The 26231-nt window shown below is 61.8% G+C and carries 17 protein-coding genes and 1 pseudogene; 12 read left to right on the plus strand and 6 right to left on the minus strand.

Features of this window, described 5'->3' with window-relative positions:
* Positions 1-111: 111 nt before the first annotated feature.
* Both LRO94_RS27990 and LRO94_RS03905 read right to left on the minus strand, forming a co-directional pair.
* A pseudogene (locus LRO94_RS27990) lies at positions 112-627 on the minus strand (methyl-accepting chemotaxis protein); the annotation flags it as partial.
* A 1499-nt stretch (positions 628-2126) separates the two neighbouring features.
* Positions 2127-3797, minus strand: coding sequence for a response regulator (locus tag LRO94_RS03905; RefSeq protein ID WP_032887154.1), 1671 nt, complete (start codon positions 3795-3797; stop codon positions 2127-2129).
* A gap of 299 nt (positions 3798-4096) precedes the next feature.
* Here LRO94_RS03905 and LRO94_RS03910 point away from each other — a divergent pair, with 299 nt between their 5' ends.
* The 5 genes from LRO94_RS03910 to LRO94_RS03930 all read left to right on the plus strand — a co-directional run bounded on the left by LRO94_RS03910 (position 4097) and on the right by LRO94_RS03930 (position 9295).
* Positions 4097-5164 (plus strand): DUF2333 family protein, encoded by a 1068-nt coding sequence (locus LRO94_RS03910; RefSeq protein ID WP_032887153.1) that lies wholly within the window; start codon positions 4097-4099, stop codon positions 5162-5164.
* Positions 5165-5166: 2 nt separating this feature from the next.
* Positions 5167-5703, plus strand: coding sequence for an NUDIX hydrolase (locus LRO94_RS03915; RefSeq protein WP_179180100.1), 537 nt, complete (start codon positions 5167-5169; stop codon positions 5701-5703).
* Positions 5704-5882: 179 nt separating this feature from the next.
* Positions 5883-6254, plus strand: a complete 372-nt coding sequence (locus LRO94_RS03920; protein ID WP_005784408.1) for a translation initiation factor Sui1 — start codon at positions 5883-5885, stop codon at positions 6252-6254.
* A gap of 142 nt (positions 6255-6396) precedes the next feature.
* On the plus strand, positions 6397-8310 hold the full coding sequence (gene speA / locus LRO94_RS03925; protein WP_032887150.1) for an arginine decarboxylase: 1914 nt from the start codon (positions 6397-6399) through the stop codon (positions 8308-8310).
* A 91-nt stretch (positions 8311-8401) separates the two neighbouring features.
* On the plus strand, positions 8402-9295 hold the full coding sequence (locus tag LRO94_RS03930) for an alpha/beta hydrolase (RefSeq protein WP_095186486.1): 894 nt from the start codon (positions 8402-8404) through the stop codon (positions 9293-9295).
* On the opposite strand, the gene LRO94_RS03935 is transcribed toward LRO94_RS03930, so the two are convergent.
* Positions 9240-10577, minus strand: coding sequence for an MATE family efflux transporter (locus LRO94_RS03935; protein ID WP_095186487.1), 1338 nt, complete (start codon positions 10575-10577; stop codon positions 9240-9242). The two genes, LRO94_RS03930 and LRO94_RS03935, sit on opposite strands and share 56 nt — an antisense overlap.
* 297 nt (positions 10578-10874) lie before the next feature.
* Between LRO94_RS03935 and LRO94_RS03940 the strand changes: the two genes are divergently transcribed.
* The gene (locus LRO94_RS03940) at positions 10875-15770 is read left to right on the plus strand and encodes an alpha-2-macroglobulin (RefSeq protein WP_179179572.1); all 4896 of its coding nucleotides are present in this window, start codon (positions 10875-10877) and stop codon (positions 15768-15770) included.
* Between the two features lie 120 nt (positions 15771-15890).
* Here LRO94_RS03940 and LRO94_RS03945 read toward each other — a convergent pair whose 3' ends face one another.
* Complete coding sequence (locus LRO94_RS03945; RefSeq protein WP_032887145.1) at positions 15891-16184, minus strand: hypothetical protein; 294 nt, start codon at positions 16182-16184, stop codon at positions 15891-15893.
* 89 nt (positions 16185-16273) lie between these two features.
* Between LRO94_RS03945 and pbpC the strand changes: the two genes are divergently transcribed.
* The 6 genes from pbpC to LRO94_RS03975 all read left to right on the plus strand — a co-directional run bounded on the left by pbpC (position 16274) and on the right by LRO94_RS03975 (position 23045).
* Positions 16274-18604 carry a peptidoglycan glycosyltransferase PbpC gene (gene pbpC, locus LRO94_RS03950; protein ID WP_050442835.1) on the plus strand — a complete coding sequence of 777 codons (2331 nt, stop codon included), beginning with the start codon at positions 16274-16276 and terminating at the stop codon, positions 18602-18604.
* Between the two features lie 53 nt (positions 18605-18657).
* Positions 18658-18966: a MazG-like family protein gene (locus tag LRO94_RS03955; RefSeq protein WP_003188211.1), complete on the plus strand. Its 309-nt coding sequence runs from the start codon at positions 18658-18660 to the stop codon at positions 18964-18966.
* Positions 18959-19708: a methyltransferase domain-containing protein gene (locus LRO94_RS03960; RefSeq protein ID WP_032887143.1), complete on the plus strand. Its 750-nt coding sequence runs from the start codon at positions 18959-18961 to the stop codon at positions 19706-19708. The genes LRO94_RS03955 and LRO94_RS03960 overlap by 8 nt, the downstream gene beginning before the upstream one ends.
* A gap of 24 nt (positions 19709-19732) precedes the next feature.
* Positions 19733-20335, plus strand: a complete 603-nt coding sequence (locus LRO94_RS03965; RefSeq protein WP_032887142.1) for a DUF4136 domain-containing protein — start codon at positions 19733-19735, stop codon at positions 20333-20335.
* Positions 20336-20379: 44 nt separating this feature from the next.
* The gene (locus LRO94_RS03970) at positions 20380-20937 is read left to right on the plus strand and encodes a DUF4136 domain-containing protein (RefSeq protein WP_179179571.1); all 558 of its coding nucleotides are present in this window, start codon (positions 20380-20382) and stop codon (positions 20935-20937) included.
* A 98-nt stretch (positions 20938-21035) separates the two neighbouring features.
* The gene (locus LRO94_RS03975) at positions 21036-23045 is read left to right on the plus strand and encodes a pilus assembly protein TadG-related protein (RefSeq protein WP_179179570.1); all 2010 of its coding nucleotides are present in this window, start codon (positions 21036-21038) and stop codon (positions 23043-23045) included.
* Here LRO94_RS03975 and LRO94_RS03980 read toward each other — a convergent pair.
* Together LRO94_RS03980 and LRO94_RS03985 are read right to left on the minus strand one after the other, a co-directional pair.
* Positions 23042-25783, minus strand: a complete 2742-nt coding sequence (locus LRO94_RS03980; protein ID WP_179179569.1) for a PAS domain-containing sensor histidine kinase — start codon at positions 25781-25783, stop codon at positions 23042-23044. The genes LRO94_RS03975 and LRO94_RS03980 overlap by 4 nt on opposite strands.
* Positions 25780-26220: a TadE/TadG family type IV pilus assembly protein gene (locus LRO94_RS03985; RefSeq protein ID WP_032887137.1), complete on the minus strand. Its 441-nt coding sequence runs from the start codon at positions 26218-26220 to the stop codon at positions 25780-25782. Before LRO94_RS03985 ends, LRO94_RS03980 begins: the two co-directional genes overlap by 4 nt.
* Between the last annotated feature and the right edge of the window lie 11 nt (positions 26221-26231).

Here is a 26231-nt window from a genome sequence, read left to right on the forward strand (position 1 = left end):
TCCAGATAGCGGTGGATCAGTTACAGGCGCTGAGACTGACACACCGCAATCGGGAGCAAGCCCCCTCCCACATGTTGATCTTCATTTGATTTTGGATCTGCATGGGGCAGGTCAGACGCGGAACGCCTGCACCGCCGTATTGAGCTGCCCACCCAGTACCAACAGGTGCTCGCCCTGGCTTCGGCCTTGGCCGATGCGCAGCAAATTATCCTCACCCAGCTGATGAATCCGCTCACTGTTATCGCGAATCTCGCTCACCGCACCACTCTGCTGCGCCGTCACATCGGCAATCCGCACAGCGGTGTCGGAAATGGTCTGGATTGCCCCGACGATTTCATCCAGTGCGCCGTCAGCCGCTTGAGCTTGCTGGGCGGTGGCTTCGGCGTGTTCGACCTGGGCGCGCATGCCCTCCACTGACTGGTGGGCGGCGTTTTGCAGGCCGGTGATCAAACCCTGGATTTCGGCGGTGGCGCCGGCGGTGCGCTGGGCGAGGGTACGTACTTCGTCCGCGACCACAGCAAATCCACGTCCGGCCTCCCCGGCGCGGGCGGCTTCGATGGCGGCGTTGAGTGCCAGCAAGTTGGTCTGGTCGGCAATCGAGCGAATAACGGTGAGCACACCGCCGATGGTGGCGGACTCTTCAGCAAGTTTCTCGATCATCTGCGCGTTTTGCTGCACTTCGCCGACCAACGCATGCAAACCGGTCAGGCTCAGGCCGATCACCCGCTGGCCTTGTTCCACCGCCTGGCCCGCACTGCGGCTGGCGCTGGCGGCTTGGCTGGCATCGCCGGCGACCTGTTGGATGGTCGCTTCGAGTTCGCCCAGGGAGTCGCGGATTTGCGCTGTGTCGCCCGCCTGGCGTTCAGCGCCGTCATGCAGGCCGCTGCTCAGTTCGGCGAGGGCGCGGCTGCTGCCGGCCACTTCTTCGGCATTGCCGCGAATGGTGCCCACCAAGTCCACCAAGTAAGCGCGCAAACGGTTCAGAGAGGCTTCGATGTCGCGCAGTTCGCGGTTGGTCTTGCCCAGTGCGATCGGCTGGCTGAAGTTGCCTTCGGCCCAGGTGGATAGGGAGGGTGCCAGATTGGTCAGCACCCGTGCCAAGCGGCGTTGCAGGGTGTCGATCAACAGCGCGATCAGCAGGATCAGGCCGATCATCACCCCTTGCATCAGGCGCACTTCGCCTTGGATGAGCCCATGTTGTGCGCGCACGACAGGTTCAAGCCCAGCGATGGCCTGTTGCACGGCGTTGATCTTCTGGTGGGTGCTGGCGGCCAGGTCGGCGCGTTGCTGGATCTGTTCGCGGGTGCGCTTGAGTTCGGCGGGGTAGCGGGTCAGCAGGCTGTTGAGCTCGCGCTTGAGGTCGACGCCTGTGTCCTGGGCTTCGGTTTTTTCAGTATTTTCCAGGCCCATCAAGGCGGAAAAATCATCGGTGTTGGACTCGCTGCTGGCTTTGACGCCAAGCAATGGCAGTTGCCCCAGTACGTCGGCTTGGGCGCGAATATTGGCGACTTCGCGCTCAACATCATCGGCCAACTCCGCGCGCCCGCTGCTCACCAGCTTGTCGCGGGCCAGGGACAACCTGCCCAGGTGCTGGGACGCGGTCAGCAGTGGCGACAAGTAGCGTGCGGCTTCAGGGGAATTGACGCTGATGGCGTACTGGCTCAACTGGTCCAGATTGGCGCCCAATTCGCGTTCTGCTTGCAGCAGCAACGCTTGTGGGTCGCCGGCCAGCTTGCCGGCGGCCAGCAAGTCGGTCTTGCTGAACGCATCCAGGGCTACCAGGCTGGGGCGCAGGTTCTGCGCCAGATCAGCGGGCAAATCATCCAGATGTTGCAGCAGGTTTTCCAGGCTTTGGCTGGCGCTGCTCAGGCGCAGGGCGTCGCCGCTCGCCAGGTACTCGTCGATATTGCGCGCAGCTTGGTTTTGGAACGTCTGGGACAACCCCAGGTAGCGCTCCATCAGCAAATACGGCCGTTCAAGCGCCCGCTGCGACCACCACAGCGTCGCCCCAAGTGCCAGGCACACGGCCACCAGAAGAAGGGTATTGAGATTGGTCAGCAGCTTCAGGCGCATGCGTGGTTTCAACCGACAGCAAAAGGTAAGTGCCTGAAGTTATTGCGTTTTCATTACAGCGTTATGACGGAATCAGTGGATTCCGGTGAAAAGGTGGCACTTTGCTTTGATGCGCGCGCGGCTTGCACACGGTTGCGTCCGGCATGCTTGGCGCGATACAGCGCCTCGTCGGCCTGGGCGGCCATCATCAGGCTGTCGGAGCCGTCGCACAACTCAACCAGCCCGGCGCTGAAAGTGCACCACAAGTCCTGGGGTTGTGCCGGATAGTGGATTTCGGCAAAGCGCCCGCGGATTTCATCCAGCACCTTGCAGGCCGACTCCAGGTCGGTGTCGGGCATCACGATGGCGAATTCTTCACCGCCGTAGCGCCCGATGTAGTCGGTCTTGCGCAAACGCTGCTTGAGAAACAGCGCCAGGCTCTTGATCACGCGGTCGCCCATCGGGTGGCCGTGACTGTCATTCACGCGCTTGAAGTGGTCGATGTCGAGCATGGCAAAGCTCAGCGGCTTGTTCTCGCGGCGCGCGCGGAAGCTGCAGTCTTCGAGCAATTGCAGGATATGGGTGTGGTTGTACAGCCCGGTCAGGCTGTCGCGCACCATTCGCGCCTTGAGGTGGCGGGCGCGGGCGGCGCGGTTGCGCACGGTGGTGATCAGGTGGCGCGGTTTGATCGGCTTGGTGAGGAAGTCGTCACCGCCTTCGCTCATCGCATCCAATTGCTTGTCGAGGTCGTCTTCGGCCGACAAGTAAATGATCGGCACGCTCACATAGCGGTCGTTATGGCGGATCACCTTGGCCAGTTCGGTGCCGGTGCAGGCGGGCATGTACATGTCGAGGATGATCAGGTCGGGCTGGAAGTCCGCCAGTTCGGCCATGGCCTGGATCGGCTCAATCAAGGTGCGGGTGACGATCCCGGCGCTGTTGAGTAAGCGCTCGGTGTGCAGCGCCTGGGCGCGCGAGTCGTCGATGATCAGCACTTTATAGGGCTCGTACTGGGCGACGCAGGTCAGCACTTCGATTTTTTCCAGCAGGCTGGAGGCTTCCAGTGTGCCGGTCAAAAACTCCTGGCCACCGGCGCGCACGGCGGCCAGGCGGGTCGGGGTATCGGTTTCGTGCAGGCTGAAAAATAACAGCGGCAGCTTTTGCTCCAGGCCTTCCTGGGCTTCGGCAGCGAGCTTGAGGCCCAGGCCTGGGCCGCAGAAATCCACGTCCATCACGATTGCCGACGGCAGGCGCTCGGCCATGGACGCGCGAAACGCTGCCACGCTGTCCAGGGATTGGGCGCTCATGCCAAAAAATTCCAGCTGCTTGGCCAGGCGCTCAGCGCGGTCGTGATCGGCCAGCATCACGTAGATCGGCTTGCGCATCGGCGGCAGGAAGGTTTGTTCCAGCTGGTCGCCCTGGCGCAGGCCAGTGCGGGACAGGCGCTGCATCAAGCGGTTGAGTTCGGTGATCAGTTGGCTGCTCAGGCGGCCACGATTTTCATCCACAGCTTTGAGTGATTCACCGATGTTGCGTGCCAACTGGCCGTGTTCGGGCTGCTCAAAACGCTCAGCGAAGCGCAGCAGGCGCAGGTTGGCCTCACTGAGTTCTGAGAGGTCGGCGCCTGACCATTCGCTGCGTTGCAGGCGCTGCCAGATCTCAAGAATTTGACGTGCCTGATGAATTACCCGCTGGGCAAAATGCTGCTTGAGACGCTCACGGCTGGGGTCTTCTGGCTCGGTCATATCCTGACTACTAGTAAGGGTGCATGCTGAGGTCGAACTGATGGCTCTATGCTAGCACCTCTTGTCAGCGGGATGAGTGTCATATGTCAATTAACTGCATGTCGGCGATATTCAGTTAATGACCTGACAGTCGCACAGCGTAAAACGCGTGCATCCTTTATAGTCGAATGCTTCCCGCGCGCCAGTTTGGTGAAAAGCCCCGCATGGGCGGGCACGATGGGGTAGGGTTGTGGTCGGAGTGTTTGAACGCACGCCGTCAATTCAAGTGCATGAACTCAAGTGATTGAAAGGATATCGCCATGCTGGACTGGAAAAACCGCGCAGGCAGTGCCAAAGGCCCCGCCCCTGAGCCAAAGTCGGCCAACCGCAGCTATTTTCGTACCCTGCTGATGAGTCGGGCGCTGCTTAGCGTGCTTGGCCTGTACCTGTTGGTCACAGGTGCCCTGGGTTGGTACTGGAGCGAAGAGCCGGCGCTGTTCCCGGTCCAGCAGAACGCGCAAATTGCTGCCGAGAAAGAAGGCAAGCAGATGGTGGTGGGCTATACCACCGTCGAAACCCTCAAGACCGTGGTCGGCACCTTGTTGAACAAGCCAGGTGGCTATATTTCCAACGACCGTTTCCCGCCGGGCCTGTGGATGGACAACATGCCGAGCTGGGAATACGGCGTGCTGGTGCAAGTGCGCGACCTGACCCGTGCCTTGCGTAAAGATTTCGCCCGTTCCCAGTCGCAGTCGGCTGAAGACGCCGACTTGGCGAAGGCCGAGCCGCGTTTCAACTTCGACAACAAGAGCTGGGTGCTGCCATCGAGCGAGTCGGAGTATCAGGAAGGCATCAACTCCCTGAACCGCTATGAAGCGCGCCTGTCCGACCCCAACCAACGCGGCGCACTGTTCTATTCGCGTGCCGACAACCTGAACAACTGGCTGGGTGATGTTGCTACCCGTCTGGGTTCGTTGTCCCAACGCCTGTCGGCCAGCGTGGGCCGGGTCAAATTGAACACCGCACTGAAAACCGAAGCCCTGGCACCGGGCGAAGTGCCGCAGGTCGACGAAGAAGTGGTGGAAACCCCATGGATGCAGATCGACAACGTGTTCTACGAAGCCCGTGGGCAGGCATGGGCACTGTCCCATCTGCTGCGCGCCATCGAAGTCGACTTCGCCGACGTACTGGCCAAGAAAAACGCCACGGTCAGCGTGCGCCAGATCATCCGTGAGCTGGAAGCCTCCCAAGAACCTGTCTGGAGCCCGATGATCCTCAACGGCAGCGGCTTCGGCGTACTGGCGAACCACTCGCTGGTGATGGCCAACTACATCTCGCGGGCCAACGCTGCGGTGATTGATCTGCGTCAGCTGCTTAACCAGGGTTGATGATGGACGCTTCTCAACAGGAGGCCGCGCACCGTGCGGCTTCCGATGCTGAACTGATTTGCTGGGTCGACGAGCAGGACAACCTGCTCGGCACCCTCGTCAGGTCCGACCTTCGCCAGCGCGGCCTGATTGGCCGCTGCACGTTTATCTTCCTGTTCAACTCTGCCGGCGAGCTGTGTGTGCACCGGCGTACCCTGAGCAAAGCCATGTACCCAGGATTTTGGGATACGGCGGCCGGCGGCATGGTGGCGGCCGGGGAAGAGTACGCCGACTCTGCAGCGCGTGAGCTGGAGGAAGAACTGGGTGTGGGCGGGGTGGAATTGGTCGAGCATGATCATTTCTACTTCGAGGACGGTAACAACCGGCTCTGGTGCAGATCCTATTCCGCCGTGTGGGATGGCCCCCTGCGGTTGCAGCCCGAAGAAGTCATGGAAGCGCGCTTTTTGTCCATCGAAATTGTCCTGCAGGAGGCCGAACAAAAGCCCTACTGCCCGGACGCACAAGAGGGCTTGCGCCGCTATCTGGCCTCGCGTCGCTAAAGTTGCATAAATTGGCGCCATTTGGCCCTTAGCAAGTCGGCCTTTTGCCGTTACACTGCGCGACTTTTCACCCGAGCCACCTTGGCGGTTCGGTAGCGCTGCCCCTGCCTGAGTGGGGCTTCGCGGTCGGTCGTGCTTGAGCGCGCCGATCAGTCTTCATCCTCCCAAGAGGATTGCCGGTGGCCAAAAAAGCCGCATCCTTCGCCGCCCTTGGTGGCCTGGTATTTTCCACCGATGCAGGTCGACACTGCCCGGACTGTCGTCAGCCCGTGGATTCGTGTACCTGCAAACAGACCCTGATCCCTGAAGGCGACGGTATTGCCCGCGTGAGACGCGAGAGCAAGGGCCGTGGCGGCAAGACGGTGACGACTATCACCGGCGTGCCCCTGGCTGAAGATGCGCTCAAGGAACTGGCTACCACGCTGAAAAAGCGTTGTGGCACCGGTGGCGCGTTGAAAGACGGCGTCATCGAGATCCAGGGCGATCACGTCGAACTGCTGTTGGCCGAGCTGATCAAGCTCGGTTACAAGGCCAAGAAGTCCGGCGGCTGACAGCCTCTTCCCAACCTGTGTCTAAACTCTGTCCTGCGAGTGGGGTCTACCTTCCTTACAGGCAAATCGTCATTTTCATTCTTTAGACTGCGCCAGCCTCCCTGAGAGGTGGCGCCTTCGCCTTCATTTATAGGGGACTTCGATGTCCGTACGACGCACACGCAAAGACGATGGCAGCCAATGGACAGTTGCGGACAGCCGCAGTGTTTACGGGATCCGCCATTGGGGGGCCGGGTATTTCGCGATCAATGACGCCGGTCGCGTTGAAGTCCGTCCGAACGGCCCGAACAGCACGCCTGTCGACCTCTTCGAGCAAGTCGACCAGTTGCGCAAAAGCGGCCTGTCGTTACCGTTGCTGGTGCGCTTCCCTGACATCCTGCAAGACCGTGTACGCCAGTTGACCGGCGCCTTCGACGCCAACATCGAGCGCCTGGAATACCAGAGCAAGTACACCGCGCTGTACCCGATCAAAGTGAACCAGCAGGAAGCGGTGATCGAGAACATCATCGCCACTCAGGACGTGTCTATCGGCCTTGAAGCCGGCTCCAAGCCTGAGCTGCTGGCCGTACTGGCCCTGGCGCCGAAGGGCGGCACCATCGTCTGCAACGGTTACAAAGACCGTGAGTTCATCCGCCTTGCGCTGATGGGCCAGAAGCTCGGTCACAACGTGTTTATCGTGATCGAGAAAGAATCCGAAGTCGGCCTGGTGATCGAAGAGGCTGCCAACCTCAAGGTCAAGCCACAGGTTGGCCTGCGTGTGCGCTTGTCGTCCCTGGCGTCGAGCAAATGGGCAGACACCGGTGGCGAGAAGTCCAAGTTCGGTTTGTCGGCGGCGCAGCTGTTGTCCGTGGTTGAGCGCTTCCGCGCGGCCGGGCTGGACCAGGGCATTCGCTTGCTGCACTTCCACATGGGCTCGCAGATCGCCAACCTGGCCGATTACCAGCACGGGTTCAAGGAAGCCATTCGTTACTACGGCGAACTGCGCAACCTCGGCCTGCCGGTGGACCACATCGACGTCGGCGGCGGCCTGGGCGTCGACTACGACGGTACCCACTCGCGTAACGCCAGCTCGATCAACTACGACATGGACGACTACGCCGGCGTGGTCGTGGGCATGCTCAAGGAATTCTGCGACGCGCAGAGCCTGCCGCACCCGAATATCTTCTCCGAAAGCGGTCGTTCCCTGACTGCTCACCACGCCATGCTGGTGGTGCAGGTGACCGACGTCGAGAAACACAACGACGAAATCCCGGTCATCGAAAACAAGGAAAGCCTGCCGGAAACCGTGCAATGGCTGGTGGACCTGCTGGGTCCGACCGATATCGAGATGGTCACCGAAACCTACTGGCGCGCCACTCACTACATGAGCGACGTGGCCACTCAATATGCCGACGGCAAGCTAACCCTGGCCGAGAAAGCCCTGGCCGAACAGTGCTACTTCGCGGTGTGCCGCCGTCTGCACAACTCGCTCAAAGCCCGCCAGCGCTCGCACCGCCAAGTGCTGGACGAACTCAACGACAAGCTGGCCGACAAGTACATCTGCAACTTCTCGGTATTCCAGAGCCTGCCGGACACCTGGGCCATCGGCCAGGTACTGCCGATCCTGCCGCTGCACCGTCTCGACGAAGAGCCGCTGCGCCGCGCCGTGCTGCAAGACCTGACCTGCGACTCCGACGGCAAGATCAAGCAGTACGTCGACGAGCAGAGCATCGAAACCAGCCTGCCGGTACACGCCCTGAACGAAGGTGAAGACTACCTGTTGGGTATCTTCCTGGTCGGCGCCTATCAGGAAATCCTGGGCGACATGCACAACCTGTTCGGTGACACCGATTCGGTGAACATCTACCAGCGTGAAGACGGTTCGGTGTACAGCGCCGGGATCGAGACACACGACACCATCGAAGACATGCTGCGCTACGTGCACTTGTCGCCGGAGGAGTTGATGACTCACTACCGTGACAAGTGTGCGAGCGCGAAGATCAGCGCGTCGGAGCGTACTCAGTTCCTGGACGCGTTGCGTTTGGGCCTGACGCGCTCTTCGTACCTTTCCTCGTAAGTACAGGCGACACAGATCCAGTGTGGGAAGGGGCTTGCCCCCTCCCATAGCTGGGCCTCGTTTGGCAGTACCTTCTTCGTGGGGGTCAATGATGTCGAGCAAATACCTGCAAGCGTTTACCCTGGCCTTCGCCGCCTTCCTGGCAGCCTGCTCCCCAATAAAAGTGCTCAACGCACTCACCCCCAGCAGTACCTTCACCAAGACTTCAGCCATTGCCTACGGCGATGATCCCCGCCAGAAACTCGATATATACCGAGCCGTTCCTGCCGTGCCCAACGCTCCCGTGGTGGTGTTCTTTTACGGCGGCAGCTGGAACAGCGGATCCAAGGACGATTACAGGTTCGTCGGCGAAGCCCTGGCTTCAAGGGGCATCGTGGTGGTGATCGCCGATTACCGGCTGTACCCGCAAGTGCGTTACCCCGCCTTTCTTCAGGACGGCGCCAAAGCGGTGGCCTGGACATATAACCACGCCGCTGAATATGGCGCCGATCCCCAGCAGCTTTATGTGATGGGCCACAGCTCCGGCGCCTACAACGCCTCGATGCTGGCGCTGGATGGGCGTTGGCTAAAAGAAGTGGGCTTGGCGCCGTCGATCTTCAAGGGATGGATTGGCCTGGCCGGGCCTTATGACTTCTTGCCGATTGAAAACCAGGACGTGCGCCCGGTGTTCTTCTTCCCCGATTCACCGCCGGAGTCGCAGCCGATCAACCACGTCAGCCGTGACGCGCCGCCGACGCTGCTGATGGCCTCGACCGACGACAACTTGGTCAACCCGACGCGCAATACCGCAGGGCTGGCGAAAAAATTGCGCGAGGCGGGTGTGCCGGTTGAGGCGTTCTACTTCACCAGGACCAACCACGCGACGTTAGTGGCGTCTTTCGCCAAGCCGTTGCGCTGGCTGGCGCCAGTGTTGAACCAAGTGACAGCGTTTATCCAAGCCACTGATCCCGCTGGTTCAAGCGCCAGGCTATCGCCCACAAAGTGAGGCTGCGCAGGGCCATGAACAGCAGAAAGGTTATCCACAACCCATGATTGCCCTGGCCCTGCAACGCCCAGGCAAACGGCAGTGTCAGCAATACCGTTAGTAGCATCCCATTGCGCATTTCCCGCGCGCGGGTGGCGCCGATAAACAGGCCGTCCAGCAGGTAACTCCACACCGCAATCAGTGGCAGCAGCGCCAGGTAAGGCAGGTAGGTGTCAGCGGTGTCGCGCACGCTGGGGATATCGGTCTGCATGGCGATAAACAGGTGCCCGGCAAAGCTGAACAGCAGCGCAAACCCGACGCTGGCGATCAGCGACCAGCCACCGGCGACCACCAATGAGCGGTGCAGCGACTGGCGGTCGCGGGCGCCGATGGCGTGGCCACAGAGGGCTTCGACCGCGTGGGCCAGACCGTCCAGCGCATGCGCCGTCAGCAGCAGGCCGTTAAGCAGCAAGGCATTGGCAGCAACGGTGGCATCCCCCAGCCGCGCGCCTTGCACCGTGATCATGAAAAACACCGATTGCAGCGCCAGGCTGCGGATAAAGATGTCGCGGTTGACCGCCAGCAACGGGCGCCAGCTTTGCCACACTTTCAGCGCGGCCCAAGCGATATGGCCTGGATAGGCGCGCAGGGCCTTTTGTGTGAGCGCCAGGCCGAGCAGGGCGCCGGTCCATTCGGCGATGACCGACGCTCTCGCCGAACCGACGACACCCCAATCCAAACCGAGTACGAACCACAGGTTGAGAGCGATATTCACCAGGTTAGTGGTCAGCAGAATTGCCAGCGGCGCACGGGCGTTCTGTGTGCCGAGGAACCAGCCGACCAGCGCATAAGTGGCCAGGGCTGCGGGCAGGCCGAACAGGCGCGTGTGGAAGAAGTCGCGGGTGAGCTGATTCAGCTCGGGGGAGGGCTGCATCCATTCCAGGGCGAGGTGGCTCAGGGGGATGCCCACGGTGCCCAGCAGCATCGCCAGCCCCAGTGCCAGCAACAGACCTTGCAGCAGGATTTGCCGCAGTGCCGCCCCGTCATTACGCCCTGCAGCCTGCGCGGCAAAACCGGTGGAGCCCATGCGCAGAAAACCCATGGCCCACGCGAGAAAGGTATACAGGCTGGCCCCGACGGCCACGGCGCCCAGTTGATGGGCATGGGGCAGGTGGCCGATGACCATGCTGTCGACCAGGGCTACCAGCGGCACCGAGATGTTCGACAGAATCATTGGCGCGGCAAGGGCCCAGACGCGTCGATGCGTAGGGCGGTGGCGCCAGTCGGTGAGTAAGGTGGACATGCAGGCTCCTTGGGGGAGCGGCATTGTAACCGTCCAGTAGCTACGCAGCAGAACCAATGTGGGAGGGGGCTTGCCCCCGATAGCAATAGATCAGCCAGCCTATCTGTAGCTGACCCACTGCTGTCGGGAGCAAGCCCCCTCCCACAGTTTGATCTCCAGTGGGTGTGGGAACTGGCTTGGCTTGAGCCGATCGAGAACCAAACCACCCTCCGTCGGTCAATGTGACCAGCGCCACATCGGCTTCGCCGGCACTGATATATAGTTCACCCCTCGGTTCCCTCTGACTACGAGTGCCCCATGCTTAACAAAGGATTGTTCCTGGCCTGCGCGCTGGCTCTGCTGAGCGCCTGCGATTCCTCCGATAAACCGGCTACGCCGCCCGCACCTACAGTGGCGGCAGCGCCGAAACCGGCCAAGGCGGCGGTGGATGTACCAGCGCTCAAGCAGCGCTACGCCGGGCGTGAGTTGAGCGTGGTGGACGTGTCCGAGGTTCAGTTGGACGGGGCCAGCACCTTGTCGGTGAGTTTTTCCATTCCCTTGGACCCCGATCAGAAATTCGCCGACAAGCTCCATCTGGTGGACAGCAAGTCGGGCAAGGTCGATGGCGCCTGGGAGCTCTCGGATAACCTGATGGAGCTGCGCCTGCGCCACCTTGAGCCGCAACGCAAACTGGTGCTGACGGTCGACGCCGGTGTAAAGGCGGTCAACGACAACACGCTCGCCGCCGAGTACATCGCCCGCCTGGAAACCCGTGACCTGCAAGCCACTGTCGGCTTTGCCAGCCGTGGCACCTTGCTGCCGACGCGCCTCGCTGAGGGCCTGCCGGTGATCGCGCTGAACGTCGACAAAATCGACGTTGAATTCTTCCGCATCAAGCCTGAATCCCTACCGTCATTCCTGGCGCAGTGGGGGCGTAACACCAGCCTGCAAAGTTATGAATCCCGCGAACTGCTGCCGCTGGCGGATCTGGTCTACGGCGGCCGTTTCGACCTCAATCCGGCGCGCAACACCCGCGAAACCCTGTTGCTGCCGATCGCCGGCCTCAAGCAATTGCAACAACCGGGCGTGTACCTGGCGGTTATGCGCGCGTCGGGCACCTACAACTATTCGCAACCGGCGACGCTGTTTACCCTGAGTGATATCGGGCTGTCGGTGCACCGCTATGCCAATCGCCTGGATGTGTTTACCCAGGCGCTGGAAGGCGGCAAGGCGCTCGATGGCGTGGACCTGGAAGTGCTCGATGCCGATGGCCGCGTGTTGGGCCAGGGCAAGACCGAGAAGGGCGGCCACGCTGAGTTGCCGTTGCCGAAAAAAGCCCAGGTCTTGCTCGCCAAGCAGGGCGAACAGACCAGCCTGTTGCGCCTCGACAGCGCCGCGCTGGACCTTGCCGAGTTCGACATCGGCGGCCAACCCTCGCACCCGTTGCAGTTTTTTGTGTTCGGCCCACGCGACCTGTATCGCCCCGGCGAAACCGTGCTGCTCAACGCCCTGCTGCGCGACAAGGACGGCAACGCCGTCAAGCCGCAACCGGTGAGCGTCGAGGTACGTCGCCCGGATGAACAGGTCAGCCGCAAATTCGTGTGGGATGCTGACGCATCCGGCCTGTATCAGTATCAACTGCAACTGGCCGGCGAAGCACCGACCGGGCGCTGGCAGTTGGTGTTCGACCTGGGTGACGGTAAACCGCAGCTGTATGAATTCCTCGTCGAAGACTTCCTGCCCGAGCGCCTGGCGTTGGAACTCAAGGGCAGCGACACGGCGCTGAGCCCGGCGGATAACCCGGTCATCCAGGTTAACGGTCGTTACCTGTACGGCGCGCCTGCGTCGGGTAATCGGGTCAGCGGGCAAGTGTATGTGCGGCCGCTGCGCGAAGCGGTCAAGTCGCTCCCTGGTTATCAGTTCGGCTCGGTCACCGAAGAAGAACTGAGCCAGGATTTCGAACTGGACGAAAGCGTCCTCGACGCCAAGGGCCAGGAAAAACTGACCCTCGAAAGCAAATGGGCCGAAGCTAAATCCCCCTTGCAACTGATCGTGCAGGCCAGCCTGCAAGAGTCGGGCGGTCGGCCGATCACCCGTCGCTTGGTGCAACCGATCTGGCCGGCCGAGCAACTGCCGGGCCTGCGCGGGCTGTTTGACGGCACCGAAACCAATGGTGATGGCCCGGCGGAATTCGAAGTGCTGCTGGCCAATCAGGACGGGCAGAAACTCGCCGCGCAAAACCTCAAGGTGCGCCTGGTGCGCGAGCGCCGCGACTATTACTGGAACTACTCCGACAATGACGGCTGGAGTTACCACTACAACGAGAAATTCCTCAACCTCGACGAACAGACCCTGAATATCAAGGCCGGCGACACCGCCAAGGTCAGCTTCCAAGTGGAGTGGGGGCCTTACCGCGTCGAAGTCGAAGACCCGCAGACCGGGCTGATCAGCAGTCTGCGTTTCTGGGCCGGTTATCAGGCCCAGGACAACACCGAAGGCGGCGCCGTACGGCCCGATCAGGTCAAGCTGGCGCTGGATAAACCGGCCTATGGCGACGGCGACACCGCCAACGTCACCGTGACGCCGCCCGCTGCCGGTAAAGGCTACTTGCTGGTGGAGTCCGCCGAAGGACCGCTGTGGTGGCAGGAAATCGACGTACCGGCCGAGGGCAAAAGCTTCGCCGTGAAGCTCGACCCGAAGTGGTCGCGCCACGACCTGTACGTGAGCGCCCTGGTGATTCGCCCCGGCGAGCGCAAAGCCAACATCACCCCCAAACGCGCAGTGGGCCTGCTGCATCTGCCGCTCGATCGCACCCAGCGCAAGCTTGGCGTGACCCTCAGCGCGCCGGAAAAAATGCGCCCCAAACAACCGCTGACGGTGAAGATCGCCGCCAAAAACGCCGACGGCAGCGTGCCGAAACAGGTGCATGTGCTGGTGGCAGCCGTGGACGTCGGCATCCTCAATATCACCGAGTATCCGACGCCCGATCCGTACTCCAGCCTCTTCGGCCGCAAGGCCTATGGCGTGGACCAATTCGACATCTACGGCCAGTTGATCGAAGCCGGGCAGGGCCGTTTGGCCAGCCTGGCCTTTGGTGGTGACGCCGCGCTGGCCAAGGGCGGCAAGCGCCCGGACACCAGCGTGACCATCGTCGCCCTGCAAAGCGCGCCGGTGACGTTGAACGACAAAGGCGAGGGTGAAGTCAGCGTCAATATCCCCGACTTCAACGGCGAGTTGCGCCTGATGGCCCAAGCCTGGAGCGATGACCGTTACGGCATGGCCGAAGCCAAGACCGTGATTGCCGCACCGCTGATTGCTGAACTGTCAGCGCCGCGCTTTCTGGCCGGCGGTGACCAGACCACCTTGGCCCTGGACCTGTCGAACCTGTCGGGCAAGGCGCAGAAACTCGATGTGCAATTGAGTGCCGAGGGGCAGTTGGAATTGGTCAACACTGCCGCGCAGACCGTTGAGCTCAAGCAAGGCCAGCGCACTACCCTGCGCATCCCGGTGAAAGCCTGGGGCGGGTTGGGCAAAGGCAAGGTGAAAGTGACAGTCAACGGGCTGGATCTGCCGGGTGAAAACCTGCCGCCGTTCAGCCGTGAGTGGACCTTGGGCGTGCGCCCGGCCTATCCCGCGTTGCTCAAGCATTACCGCGCAGTGCTTAAAAGCGAACCCTGGAGTTTGCCAGCCGGCACCCTGGATCAGTTCGACACCTCCGGGCGCGAGGCGCTCTTGAGCCTGTCGAGCCGGCCGCCGCTGAACCTCGGCGCACAGATCTCGGCGCTCAAGGCTTACCCCTATGGTTGCCTGGAGCAAACCGCCAGCGGCCTGTACCCGTCGCTGTACGCTGACGATGCCTTGCTCAAGCGTCTGAGCATCAAGGGCGAGCCGGATGCCGAGCGCAAGCGCAAGATCGAGCTGGGCATTGAACGCCTGCTGGGCATGCAGCGCTACAACGGCAGTTTTGGTTTGTGGGGCGCTGACGGTGAAGAGGAATATTGGCTGACGGCCTACGTCACCGACTTCCTGCTGCGCGCCCGCGACCAGGGTTTTGCCGTGCCGCCTGAAGCCTTGAAAAAGGCCGGCGAGCGCCTGCTGCGGTATGTGCAGGAGCGCAACCTGATCGAAGTCGACTACAGCGACAACGCCGAACACACACGCTTTGCCGTGCAGGCCTACGCCGGCATGGTGCTGGCGCGCAGTCAGCAGGCGCCACTGGGGGCGCTGCGCAGCATTTTCGAACGGCGCAGCGATGCGCGTTCCGGGTTGCCGCTGGTGCAGTTGGCCATTGCCTTGCAGAAGATGGGCGACCAGCCACGCGCGGACCAGGCCTTGCAGGCTGGCTTGGCAGCCCAACGTAGCGCCAAGGAATGGCTGGCCGACTACGGCAGCCCGCTGCGGGACCAAGCGATGATCCTGGCGTTGCTGGAAGAAAATGACTTGGCCAAGGGCAAGCGTGAGGAGCGTCTGTTCACGTTGTCGGATCAACTGGCTGCCAGCCCGTACCTGTCGACCCAGGAGCGCAACTCACTGTTTCTGGCGGGGCGGCTTGGGTTTGCCAAGCCTGAGGCGAACTGGCAAGTGTCCCTGACCGGCAGCGGCGGTGTGCACGAGTTGAACAACCAGCAGTCGACGTTGGCGCTGGAAGGCAACCTGCTGTCCAGCGACCTGAGCCTGAGCAATCAGGGCGAAACTCCGGTGTACCAGCAACTGACGATCTCGGGTTACCCGCAAGTGCCCCCGGCACCGGGTGGCGACAACCTGAGCATCCGCCGCGAATACCTGGGCATGAACGGCCAGCCGCTGAACCTGCGCAACCTCAACAGCGGCGACCTGGTGCTGGTGCACTTGGCGGTCAGCGCCAAGCAGCGTGTACCGGATGCCTTGGTGGTCGACCTGCTGCCCGCGGGCCTGGAGCTGGAAAACCAGAACCTGGCCCAGAGTGCCGCCAGCTTGGAAAACGCCAGCAGCCAAGTGAAGGAATGGCGCGAGTCGATGCAGAATGCGGCGCTTAAGCATCAGGAGTTCCGCGATGATCGCTACGTGGCGGCGATCAACCTGGACGGCGATGGCACCACGCACCTGCTGTACCTGGCGCGTGCGGTGACTCCGGGCACCTATCGCGTGCCGCCTCCGCAAGTGGAGTCCATGTATCGACCGAACTGGCAGGCGGTGGGAGAGACCCCGGTGGACTTGGTCATTAAGGGTCGTTGAAGAAGCAATGTGGGAGGGGGCTTGCTCCCGAGAGCGGTGGGTCAGTTGCCAGATGCATTGACTGAAACACTGCTATCGGGAGCAAGCCCCCTCCCACAGGCGATTGCTGACCGTCCTGGCTTAGTGCACGACCCAACTAAGCAGCCAAAGGCCCAGCAGCAGCCAGATAATCCCCATGATGATCGACGCCCGCATAAACGCGCGTACTGCCGAGTACAGCAGCATCAGGCCGACGATCAGCGTGATGATGCTGATAATCGACGTATCCATGCCCAAGGTTCGGGACAGGCCTTCGACAAAGTTGCCCCCGGCATGAGTCAGGGCCCCGAATAATCCGCTGAGGCCGTCGACGATAAAACGGATGATGGAACCGAGCGCCTGGCCCAACCATTCGAAAAAGCTTTCTACCTGCATGTGCATGTCCTGATAAGAGGTGGGCGTGTCTGTGCCTTTGGTTGTTAATGCAACAGGCTAGTTCCCTACCAGCATAGAGGTTTGCCCGTTTGAATTTGCGTTTAGTTGCCCGCTGGACCCTGGCGACCCTTCTGTTGGTGATTGCCCTGCTGTGGCTGGCCGACCGCATCTGGCCGCTGCCCCTGCCCAAGGACGACTTGGCGCGGGTGGTGCTGGCCGAGGATGGCACACCCTTGTGGCGGTTTGCCGATGCCAATGGGGTGTGGCGCTACCCCGTGCAAACCGGTGAAGTCTCGCCGTATTACCTGGATGCCTTGCTCACCTACGAAGACCGCTGGTTCTACCAACACCCTGGCGTAAACCCGTTGGCGTTGGTGCGCGCGACGTGGCAGAACCTGACCGGCGCGCGGGTAGTGTCGGGCGGCAGCACCTTGTCGATGCAGGTCGCCCGTTTGCTCGACCCGCATTCGCGCACGTTCCATGGCAAGTTGCGTCAGCTGTGGCGCACGGCGCAGTTGGAGTGGCACCTGTCCAAGGAAGAGATCCTCAACCTCTACCTGAACCGCGCGCCGTTTGGCGGCACGTTGCAGGGCGTGGCGGCGGCCAGTTGGGCTTACCTGGGCAAATCCCCTGCGCAATTGACCCATGCCGAAGCGGCCTTGCTCGCGGTACTGCCACAGGCGCCGAGCCGCCTGCGTCCAGATCGGCATCCGCAGCGCGCCCAGGAGGCTCGGGACAAGGTCTTGCGCCGCCTCGCCGAGTTCCAGGTATGGCCGCAATCGGCGGTCGACGAAGCCCTTGAAGAACCGCTGCTACTTGCCCCGCGTCTGGAACCGAGCCTGGCGCCCTTGCTCGCTCGCCGCCTGAACCGCCCCGACAGCCCGCCGCTGATCCGCACGACCGTTGACGCCACCCTGCAACGCCGCCTCGAAGATCTGTTGCTGGGCTGGCGCGCGCGGCTGCCGGAGCACACTTCGGCGGCGATCCTGGTGGTGGAAGAGGAAACCATGGCGGTGCGGGCGTACCTGGGCTCGGTGGATATCAACGACGCCAAGCGCTTTGGCCATGTGGACATGATCAGCGCGCTGCGCTCGCCGGGCTCGACCTTGAAACCCTTTCTGTATGGCATGGCCCTGGATGATGGGTTGATTCACTCCGAATCGCTGTTGCAGGACGTGCCCCGGCGGTATGGCGATTATCGACCGGGCAACTTCTCCATGGGGTTTACCGGCGCGGTGCCGGCGAGTACTGCGTTGTCCAGCTCCCTTAACCTGCCGGCGGTGCAGTTGCTGGAAGCCTACGGGCCCAAGCGGTTTGCCGCCGAGATGCGCATCGGCGGTGTGCCCTTGGCATTGCCCGCGCTGGCCGAGCCGAACCTGGCGCTGATCCTGGGCGGCGCGGGCAGCCGTCTGGAAGATCTGGTGGGCGGTTACAGCGCCTTCGCCCGGGACGGCAAGAGCGCCTCTATCCGACTGCAGCCGGACGACGCGCTGAGAGAGCGGCCAATGCTGTCGCCGGGCTCTGCCTGGATTGTGCGGCGCATCCTCAGTGGGCAAGCGCGGCCGGATCGCGACCCGCGTGCCGAGTTGGTGCAGCGCCCGGTGCTCGCCTGGAAAACCGGCACCAGCTATGGCTTTCGCGATGCCTGGGCGATTGGCGTGGGGCCGCGCTACCTGATTGGCGTGTGGATCGGCCGACCGGACGGCACGCCCGTGCCGGGCCAGTTCGGCTTGGCGTCAGCGGCGCCACTGATGTTACAGGTGCACGACGTGTTGACCAATCGCGACAGCCAGCGCGGCATCAGCGCGCCAGTCAAACCGGTGCCGGCCAACGTCGGCGTGGCGGCGATCTGTTGGCCGCTGGGCCAGCCCATGAGCCGCAGCGATCCCAATTGCCGCCGCCAACGCTTCGCCTGGACCCTGGACAACACCACGCCGCCGACCTTGCAGGCGTTGGATCAACCGCTGAGTGTGGGGTTGATGGAAAGTGTCTGGGTCAATGCCAAGGGCTTGCGGGTCGATGCTCATTGCCCCGGCGCAGTCGCCAAGCCTATCGCCCTGTGGCCAGCACCGCTGGAACCTTGGCTGCCAAGGGCCGAACGCCGTGAAGCACGCATCCCAGCCGCCGACGCGGATTGCCCGCCGCCGGCGCTGGCCGCGTCTTCACCGTTGTCCATCGTCGGCGTGCGTGAAGGCGACCAATTGCGCCTGCCCGCCGCCAGCCAACAAGCCCTGCGTCTTAAAATCTCCGCCTTGGGCGGCAGTGGTCGACGGTGGTGGTTCCTTAATGGCGCGCCGTTGGGCGACAGCGCCAATCAGGACTTTATCAATGCCAGTTTCGAGCGACTGGGCCGCTATCAATTAAGCGTGCTCGATGAGGCGGGGCAGACGGCCAGGATTGAGTTCAGCGTGGTGGATTAACTTGCCTTCTCTGAATTTCCGCCGGAAGCTACACACCTTCAGGAGCCCCTCCCATGAACCTCGAACACCTCACCGAACGTCTGCACCGCATCCGCGATACCAACGACTGGAAGCAGTTCCACAGCCCTAAAAACCTGGCCATGGCTGCCAGCGTGGAAATGGCTGAGCTGGTGGAAATCTTCCAATGGCTGACCGAAGACCAATCTCGCCAGTTACCCGCTGACAAACTCGCCCACGCCGGCCAGGAAGTCGGCGATATCGTGCTGTACCTGCTGCTGTTGTGCAGTGAGCTGGGCCTGGACATGAATGAGGTGGTGCGCGCCAAACTGGCTGACAGCGAACGGCGGTTTGCCCATGAGTGATCGTCATTTCGACCAGTTGGCTACACGCTTTGCCGAGAAAATCTACGGCGGTGCCAAAGGCGCAATCCGCCTGGCGGTGCTTCAGGCCGACCTGGCCGAAGCCCTGCCGGAACGCCCGTTGCGCGTGCTGGATATCGGCGCAGGCCTGGGGCATATGTCGCTGTGGTTGGCCGAGCGCGGCCACCTGGTGACCCTGGCCGAACCCGCCGAGCCGATGCTTGAGGGTGCGCGCCAACGCTTCGCCGAGGCCGGGCAAACGGCGACCTTTATCCAGGCGCCCTGGCAAGACCTGCTTGGCCAGCTCACCGAACCTTACGATCTGGTGCTGTGTCACGCGGTGCTGGAATGGCTGGCCGAACCCCATGCGATCCTGCCGGTGCTGCACCAGTTGACCGTGCCCGGTGGCTGGCTGTCCCTGGCGTTTTACAACCGTGATGCGCTGATTTATCGCAACCTGCTCAAAGGCCACTTCCGCAAAATGCGCAAGAACGACATGGCCGGCGAAAAGCAGAGCCTGACCCCGCAACAGCCCCTCGACCCCCGCGAATTAGCGGCGCAACTCGACGGGCTTTGGCAGGTCGAAAGCCAAAGTGGCGTGCGGGTTTTTCACGACTATATGCCGGTGGAATTCCAGGCCCGCGCGGATTTACAGGACCTTGTAGAGATGGAACTCGCTCACCGTCGTCACCCAAGCTTTGCCGGACTTGGGCGTTATTTGCACTGGATCTGCCGTCCGGTTTAAGCGGCCCAGCCTGCGGAGGTCGAAATGCGTCGTCTCTGTTTGATTTTGTTATCCCTTGGGCTGGGCGCGTGCTCCAGCCCTAACCCTTATGTGGCGGCTTCTGCGCCCATGCCACCGGCGCCGGCCCAGGCAGCCACTACGTTCGATGCCAGTGCGTACCCTGCGCCGGTACGCGACTACGGGGCCTACCGTAATTGGGCCTGGCGCAACGGCCAACTGCCGGCGGGCTCGGCATGGGCCGATTCGGCGCAGATTGCCGAAGCCGTCAGCGGCGCCCTCGACCAGCGTGGCCTGCGCCCTTTGCACGACAACCGGGCGCCCGACCTGCTGGTCAGCGCAGATGTGCGCCTTGAGAAGCGTCTCAAGCAAGTCCAGGACGATTATGGCTACGGTTACGGCGGCTATAACCGCTACGGCAATGGCTATGGCATGTACAACTCGGCGCCGATCGTGCGCACCTACGAGGTGACGGTTGCTGTGGTGCGGGTCAACCTGTTTGATGCCCGCAGCGGTCAGCCCGTGTGGAGCACCAGTGCCGAAACTGCCAGCCAGGGCAGCCTCAGCGAACGTGCTGACGCTTTGCGCCAGGCCGTGCAAAAGGCCATGACCGCTTACCCGCCCAGTTAACCGCTATTCTCATTTCAAGCGCAGTTCGCTCTTTGGAGAAAACCATGTTTCGTCGCATCGCTATGCTCGCTTTTGTCGTGCTGCTGGGCGGTTGCCAGACCAACCAGGTCAACCACGATTTTGACGCCAGCCGAGACTTCGGCGCCTACCGCAACTGGGCCTGGAAAGATCCGGCCCTGCAATATCGCCCAGATGATCCACGGATCAAGAGTGACCTCACCGAACAGCGCATCCGCCAGGCGGTAGGCGAGCAACTCGACCAACGGGGCCTGCGCCCAGCCGCAGCCGGCACCAAGGCTGACCTGATCGTTCAGGCCTACCTGATCGTCGAAGACCGCCAGCAACAAGTCACCACCAATTACGGCGGCGGCTGGGGCGGCCCGTGGAACGGCTACTGGGGTGGGCCGATGTACAACGAAACGCGCAACATCACCTACAAAGTGGCGACCATCCAGATCGACCTGCTCGATGGCAAGGACGGCAAACTGGTATGGCGCGGCAGTGATGAGCAGATGATGGGCAGCACGCCCAACCCACAGGACCGCAACAACGCGATCCGTACGACGGTGACGCACATCCTCTCCACCTATCCGCCGCACTGACTTCAGCCGCCGCGATTTGTGGCGCTTGGCCAGCGCACATTCCAAGCCTTGTCTACACTCCACAGCACCTACGGAGAGTAAGCGCTAAGGAGTGCTCGATGTCTCCCGGACTTCGTTGCAGGCAGCGTGGTGCGATCGGCTTGATGGCGGCCTTGACGCTCGGTTTGGCGTTGGTCTTCTTACTGCTGGTGGTCGACAGCGGGCGGCTCTATCTCGAAAAGCGCAAGTTGCAAGGCATTGCCGACATGGCCGCGCTGGAAGCGGTCCAGCGCAATGGCGATTGCCTGGCCGCGAACAACAACACCGCCACCACCTATGCCGGCGCCAGTGCGGTGCGCAACGGCTACATCATTCCCCCCGCCAATGCACTGGACGTGCGCTGTGGTTCGTTGACCACGGCGGCTTCGAATCTACGGGTGTTTTCCGCAGATGCCACCAAGCGCGATGCGATTCAAGTGATCGCCTCGCGCCCGGTGTTGACCAGTGTCGCCGGTGGTATCTGGTCGATGTTCAATGGCGGCGCCTACAGCCTGACCACCCTGTTGACGGCCAAGGCCGTGGCCGCGCCGAAGATTTTGCCGCCCCAGGCACAATTGACGATCAAGTCCACGTTGGTGACGGTCAACTCCACCGATTCCGCCGCGCTGAACCTGCTGTTCGGCAAGTTGTTGGGCGGTAACCTGTCGCTCGATGTGGCCGGTTGGCAGGGGTTGGTGGACACCAATCTCAACCTGTTGAGTTACCTGAACCAGTTGGCACTGAACGTGGGCGTCCAGGCGGGCAATTACGACGAGTTGCTGGCCAAGAACCTCAAGCTCGGTCAACTCATCGATGCGGCGGTAACCGTGCTTCAAACCGGGTCGGGTACCGCGACGGTGGCCGCCTCAGGGCTTACGAAGATCAATGCATTGGTGGGCAATCTCGACGTGACGCTGGGCAGCCTGTTGCAATTGCAGACAGGGGCTGTGTCCGCCGGGCTTAACACCACGTTGAACGCGTTCCAGCTGGCTGAGGCTTTTGTGCAATTGGCCAACAAGAAGAACGGGGTGGTGGCTGCGGTGCCTGTGACCATTCCCGGTGTGACGGCGAATCTCAAGCTCAAGGTCATTGAGCCGCCCATACTGTCCGCGATCGGTGACCCCACCTATGCCAAGAATAAAACCGATGCGAGTACGCGGATTTATGTGCGCACGGCGCAGGTAAGCCTGGGGCTGACAGTGACGCTGCCGGTACTCAACATCCCTGCGGTGAATCTGGTTGTGAACGGCTTGGTCGCTCCGCTTACGGACGTGCTGAACAATTTGCTCAGCCTGAACCTGGCCGGGACTGTCAGTTCGCTGCTGTGTGCCGTGGGAGGCGTTCCTTGTCAGACCACAGACTTGAGGCTGCTGTCTTCCGCCACTAACCCGCCGGTTCCCAGTGTGGATGTGATTCTTGAGCTGGGCATTGCTGAAAGCTATGTCACAGGGTTTACCTGCGCGAGTGACGCGACCAAAACGCTGACCACCCAAACCAATGCGTCGGTGGTGAGCATCAAAGTCGGCCAGAGCCCTACCCTGATCGATTCACTGGGAGCCAGCCCGCCGCTGGCGGCCGTGCCACCGCTGCCGGTGATCGATATCGGCGCGGTGACGTGCCTCAAGCCGCTGCTCGGGCTCGGGCCCACCGTCTGCGATTACCCTAATCGCAAAGCGTTTTATGGCGGGGGGATTGGGATGCTTATCGACCCCAGCGTGGGCTCAGTGACTTCGGCGGGTGGCGCTTACACCTATAACCAGCCACCGGAGATCAAGCAGCCACCGCTCTATCATTCGCTATCGACTGCTAGCCTGGTGACGTCCCTCGGACAGGCTTTGCAAACAGGGCTGAAATTCCAGGTTTACAAGCCCACGGGGTTCAATCTGCTGGGCGGGTTATTGGCAACCAGTGCAACGCTGCTTAACGATTTGAATAGCACGCTGGGCAACGTCATCGGCGCTGTCCTTAGCCCAATTGTCGACCCGCTGGTAAACGGCTTGCTGTCCACCTTGGGCATCAACCTCAACAAAGTTGAAGTCGGCGCCAACCTCAGTTGCAGACCTCACGGGCAAGCGGCATTGGTGCTTTAAGCCTCCACGATCGGTAACTCCACACAAAACCTGGCGCCTTCTGCGCCATTGACGACGCTCAGCCGGCCGCCCATGTTTTCCACAATTCCGTAGCTCACCGACAACCCCAGCCCCGTGCCCACGCCAATCGGCTTGGTGGTGAAGAACGGCTCGAAAATCCGTTCCAGCAGGCGAGGGTCAATACCGCCGCCGTTGTCCTCGACCCAGATCCGCACGTGGCGGCTGTCGTGCTCGCAATGCAGTGCGATCCAAGGACGCAGTGCCGGGTTCTGTTCGCGATTGCTCAGCAGTGCATCACGGGCGTTGACCATCAGGTTGATCAGTACTTGTTCCAATTGGTCGACGTAGCCTTTGACCTGCACGGTGAAGTCCACCGGGGTGACGCGCAGGTCCATGCCTTTGCCCTTCAAGCCTTCGCTGAGCATCGACAGCGTGCCCTCCACCGCCTGTGCCGGGTCGAAGGGCTGCTGCTCGATTTCCGAGCGGCGCCCAAACACCCGCATATGGTCCACCACCCGCGCCGCGCGCAGCACTTGGGCGTCGATGCGCTGAAGTTTTTCGGTGAGGTAATCGACGTCTGCGTTGCCGCTACTCAGGCGCTTGAGCACGTTGAGGATGGCCATGCGCATCACGTTCAGCGGTTGGTTGATTTCATGCGCCAGGCCCGTTGCCATTTCGCCGAGGGTGGCCATCTTGGCGCTTTGGGTCAGCTGTTGCTGGGAGCGGCGCACTTCCGTGTTATCCCGGCCTACGGCTTGCACTTCCACCAGCGCGCCGCGCTCATCAAACACCCCGCGGTCCGACCAGACCCACCAGGCATGCTCGCGGCCAGGCAGTTCCAGGCTGATTTCGGCGGTGCTGACCGGGAACTCCGGAGTCAGTTGGTTGATGCGCTGCTCAAAGGCTTGGCGCTGCTCTACCGACAACCAATGCCCCAGGTTCATCCCCGGCAGCTGCGTGGGCAAACATTCCAGATAGTTGGCCAGCGGTGTGTTGCCGAAGGTCAGGGTCAGGTCTGGTCGGTAGCGGCAGATCATGGCCGGGGAGTCTTCCACCAGGATGCGATAGCGCTCTTCGCTCTTTTTGATCTGTTCGGCGGCCAGGGTCGCTTCGGTGACGTCCAGCCATAGCCCGACGGCCTCTACCGGTAGACCCAGTTCATCGCGCAGCAGCTTGGCTTCGTCGAGCAACCAATGGTCTACGCCGTGTTTATCGCGAACGCGGTAGCGGCTGCGCACGTTGCCTTCGCGAAGCAGTTGGCGAGTGCGCTCGAAGTAGAGGTCACGGTCATCGGGATGAATCCATTCGATAAGACTGGCCGGCGTGCATTCTTCGAGGGTGCGGCCGAGTAGAGGCAGCAGGCTGTCGCTGAAAAACAGCGGCTGCAGGGTGCCTTCGACATACCGTTGTACGTAGATGATTGCCGGTGAGCTGGCGATCAGGTTGTCCAGCCTTGCGTGAGCGGCGGCGGCTTGATGCTGCTGGTTTTTTATATCGCTGATATCCAGCATGAAGCCGATCAGCCGCCGTGTGCTTCCCACCCCTAACGCTTGGCCTTGAACGCGGTACCAAAGGGGGTTTTGTGCGGCGTCCATACGATGCAGACGTACGCTGGTGGACACCGGTTTGCTCGCTGTCTGCAAGTCTTGCAGGCGACTGGCGAGCTCCTGGCGGTCAGCGGGGTGGATCAGCATCAGCCACTCTGTCAGGGCCATGCGCGGGGTGCTGTGGTTGGGGCTCAGGTGCTGTAACAACTGCGGTGCCAGCTGGATCTCTTCAGTGTCTGGTTGGAGTTCCCACCAACCGGTGCCCAGTAACCCCTGCAACGCTTCCAGCCGGTCAAGTTGCTGCTGATGACGCTGCTCGCGAAGGCGGCTGAGTAATGGGGCGGCGATGGCGGCGGTCAGTTGGAGCCAGTCACGGTCACTGGCCTTTTCTTCGCCGCGATAAAACCCGCAAAGCAGCCAGGCGGCAACGCCATGGTCGTCACGGTAGGGCACCAGGAAGCCTGCGGCATTGTTGAAAATGCCCTGCAAGCGCGGGTGCTCGCTGTGGCCATGGTTCAGGCTCAGGTTCAAGGGGGTCTTGCCGTCGAGGCTGTCCAGCGCGGTTCCCAGGGGCTGTCCGTCGTGCCACAGGGCAGGTGCATCGTGTGCGCGATAGTGGCTGTGGATCAACCAACCCTGCTCCTGGCTATCGAGCAGGGCAATGGCGACACAGGGAATCTGCAAGCATTGCGCAATGCTTTGCAGGTTGTCTTGGAGTTCCTCGGGCAGGCGCGCCAGGCTGCAAACCCACAGTCGCTCACTGATCTGGGCACTCAGGTACTGATTCTGTTCGCGGGTTTCAGCTTGATTGCGGTGGGCAATCAAGTCGCCGATGTCGAGCAGTTGTAATACCCAGCCATCACCTTGAGGTTGAATCCAGCCTCGGGTTTGCAGGACGCGCCCCGCATGCGCCTTGAAATCCAGGTCCAGGGTTTGTCCTTGCCAGTCGCCGGGGCAGCCCTCGATCACCACGGCGCTGTGGGCATCTACATAGTCCAGCAGTGGCATCGGTTGTTGCGGGTCGGTTGTTTTCGCCAAGCGATGGCGCAGCGCGCCGTCGGTTTGCAGCACGCGACCCTGATTATCCAGATAAATGTGCAGGCCGGCGTTCGCGGGGGCGTGTGCTGGCGAAGCAGAGATACCCGGAGGGCGGCCCAGGAGTCGATCGAAAAACCTTTCCCCCGAGTTCAAAACTGCAGGCTCGCTTGGGCCGAGAGCGTCGTAGGCAAGTTGGGCACAGTGCCGAAGCCCGGCAGGACCAGGAAGGGCAGAACGCTCTTGAGGTTGTCGGAGGGGTAATTGATTCGTACGGTCAGCATCCCGGTGCCCGAATAGTCTGCTGTGACATAGGCCGGTACGAATTTGAAGGCCGGCGGCAGCCACTGCAATTGCGCCTGGGCGGCACTGATCGCTCGGGTTTTCAGCGCATCGGTGTAGCCAGGCGTCGTAGGGTCAAGCGCCACGCCGCGTCTTACACCTTCTGCCGTTGCCTGGTTGAACGATTGCAGCAGCAGTAACGGCAGGCTGTAACTGACCAAACCATAAAACACGGCAAAAAAAATCATGAATACCATCGCGAACTCAAGCGCGGCGGCACCTTTCTGTTTTCTAGGGAGGCCCTTTTTCATGACTGCGTCTA

Origin of the sequence: Pseudomonas sivasensis, from assembly GCF_021391435.1 — a bacterium.
Lineage (GTDB): Bacteria > Pseudomonadota > Gammaproteobacteria > Pseudomonadales > Pseudomonadaceae > Aquipseudomonas > Aquipseudomonas sivasensis.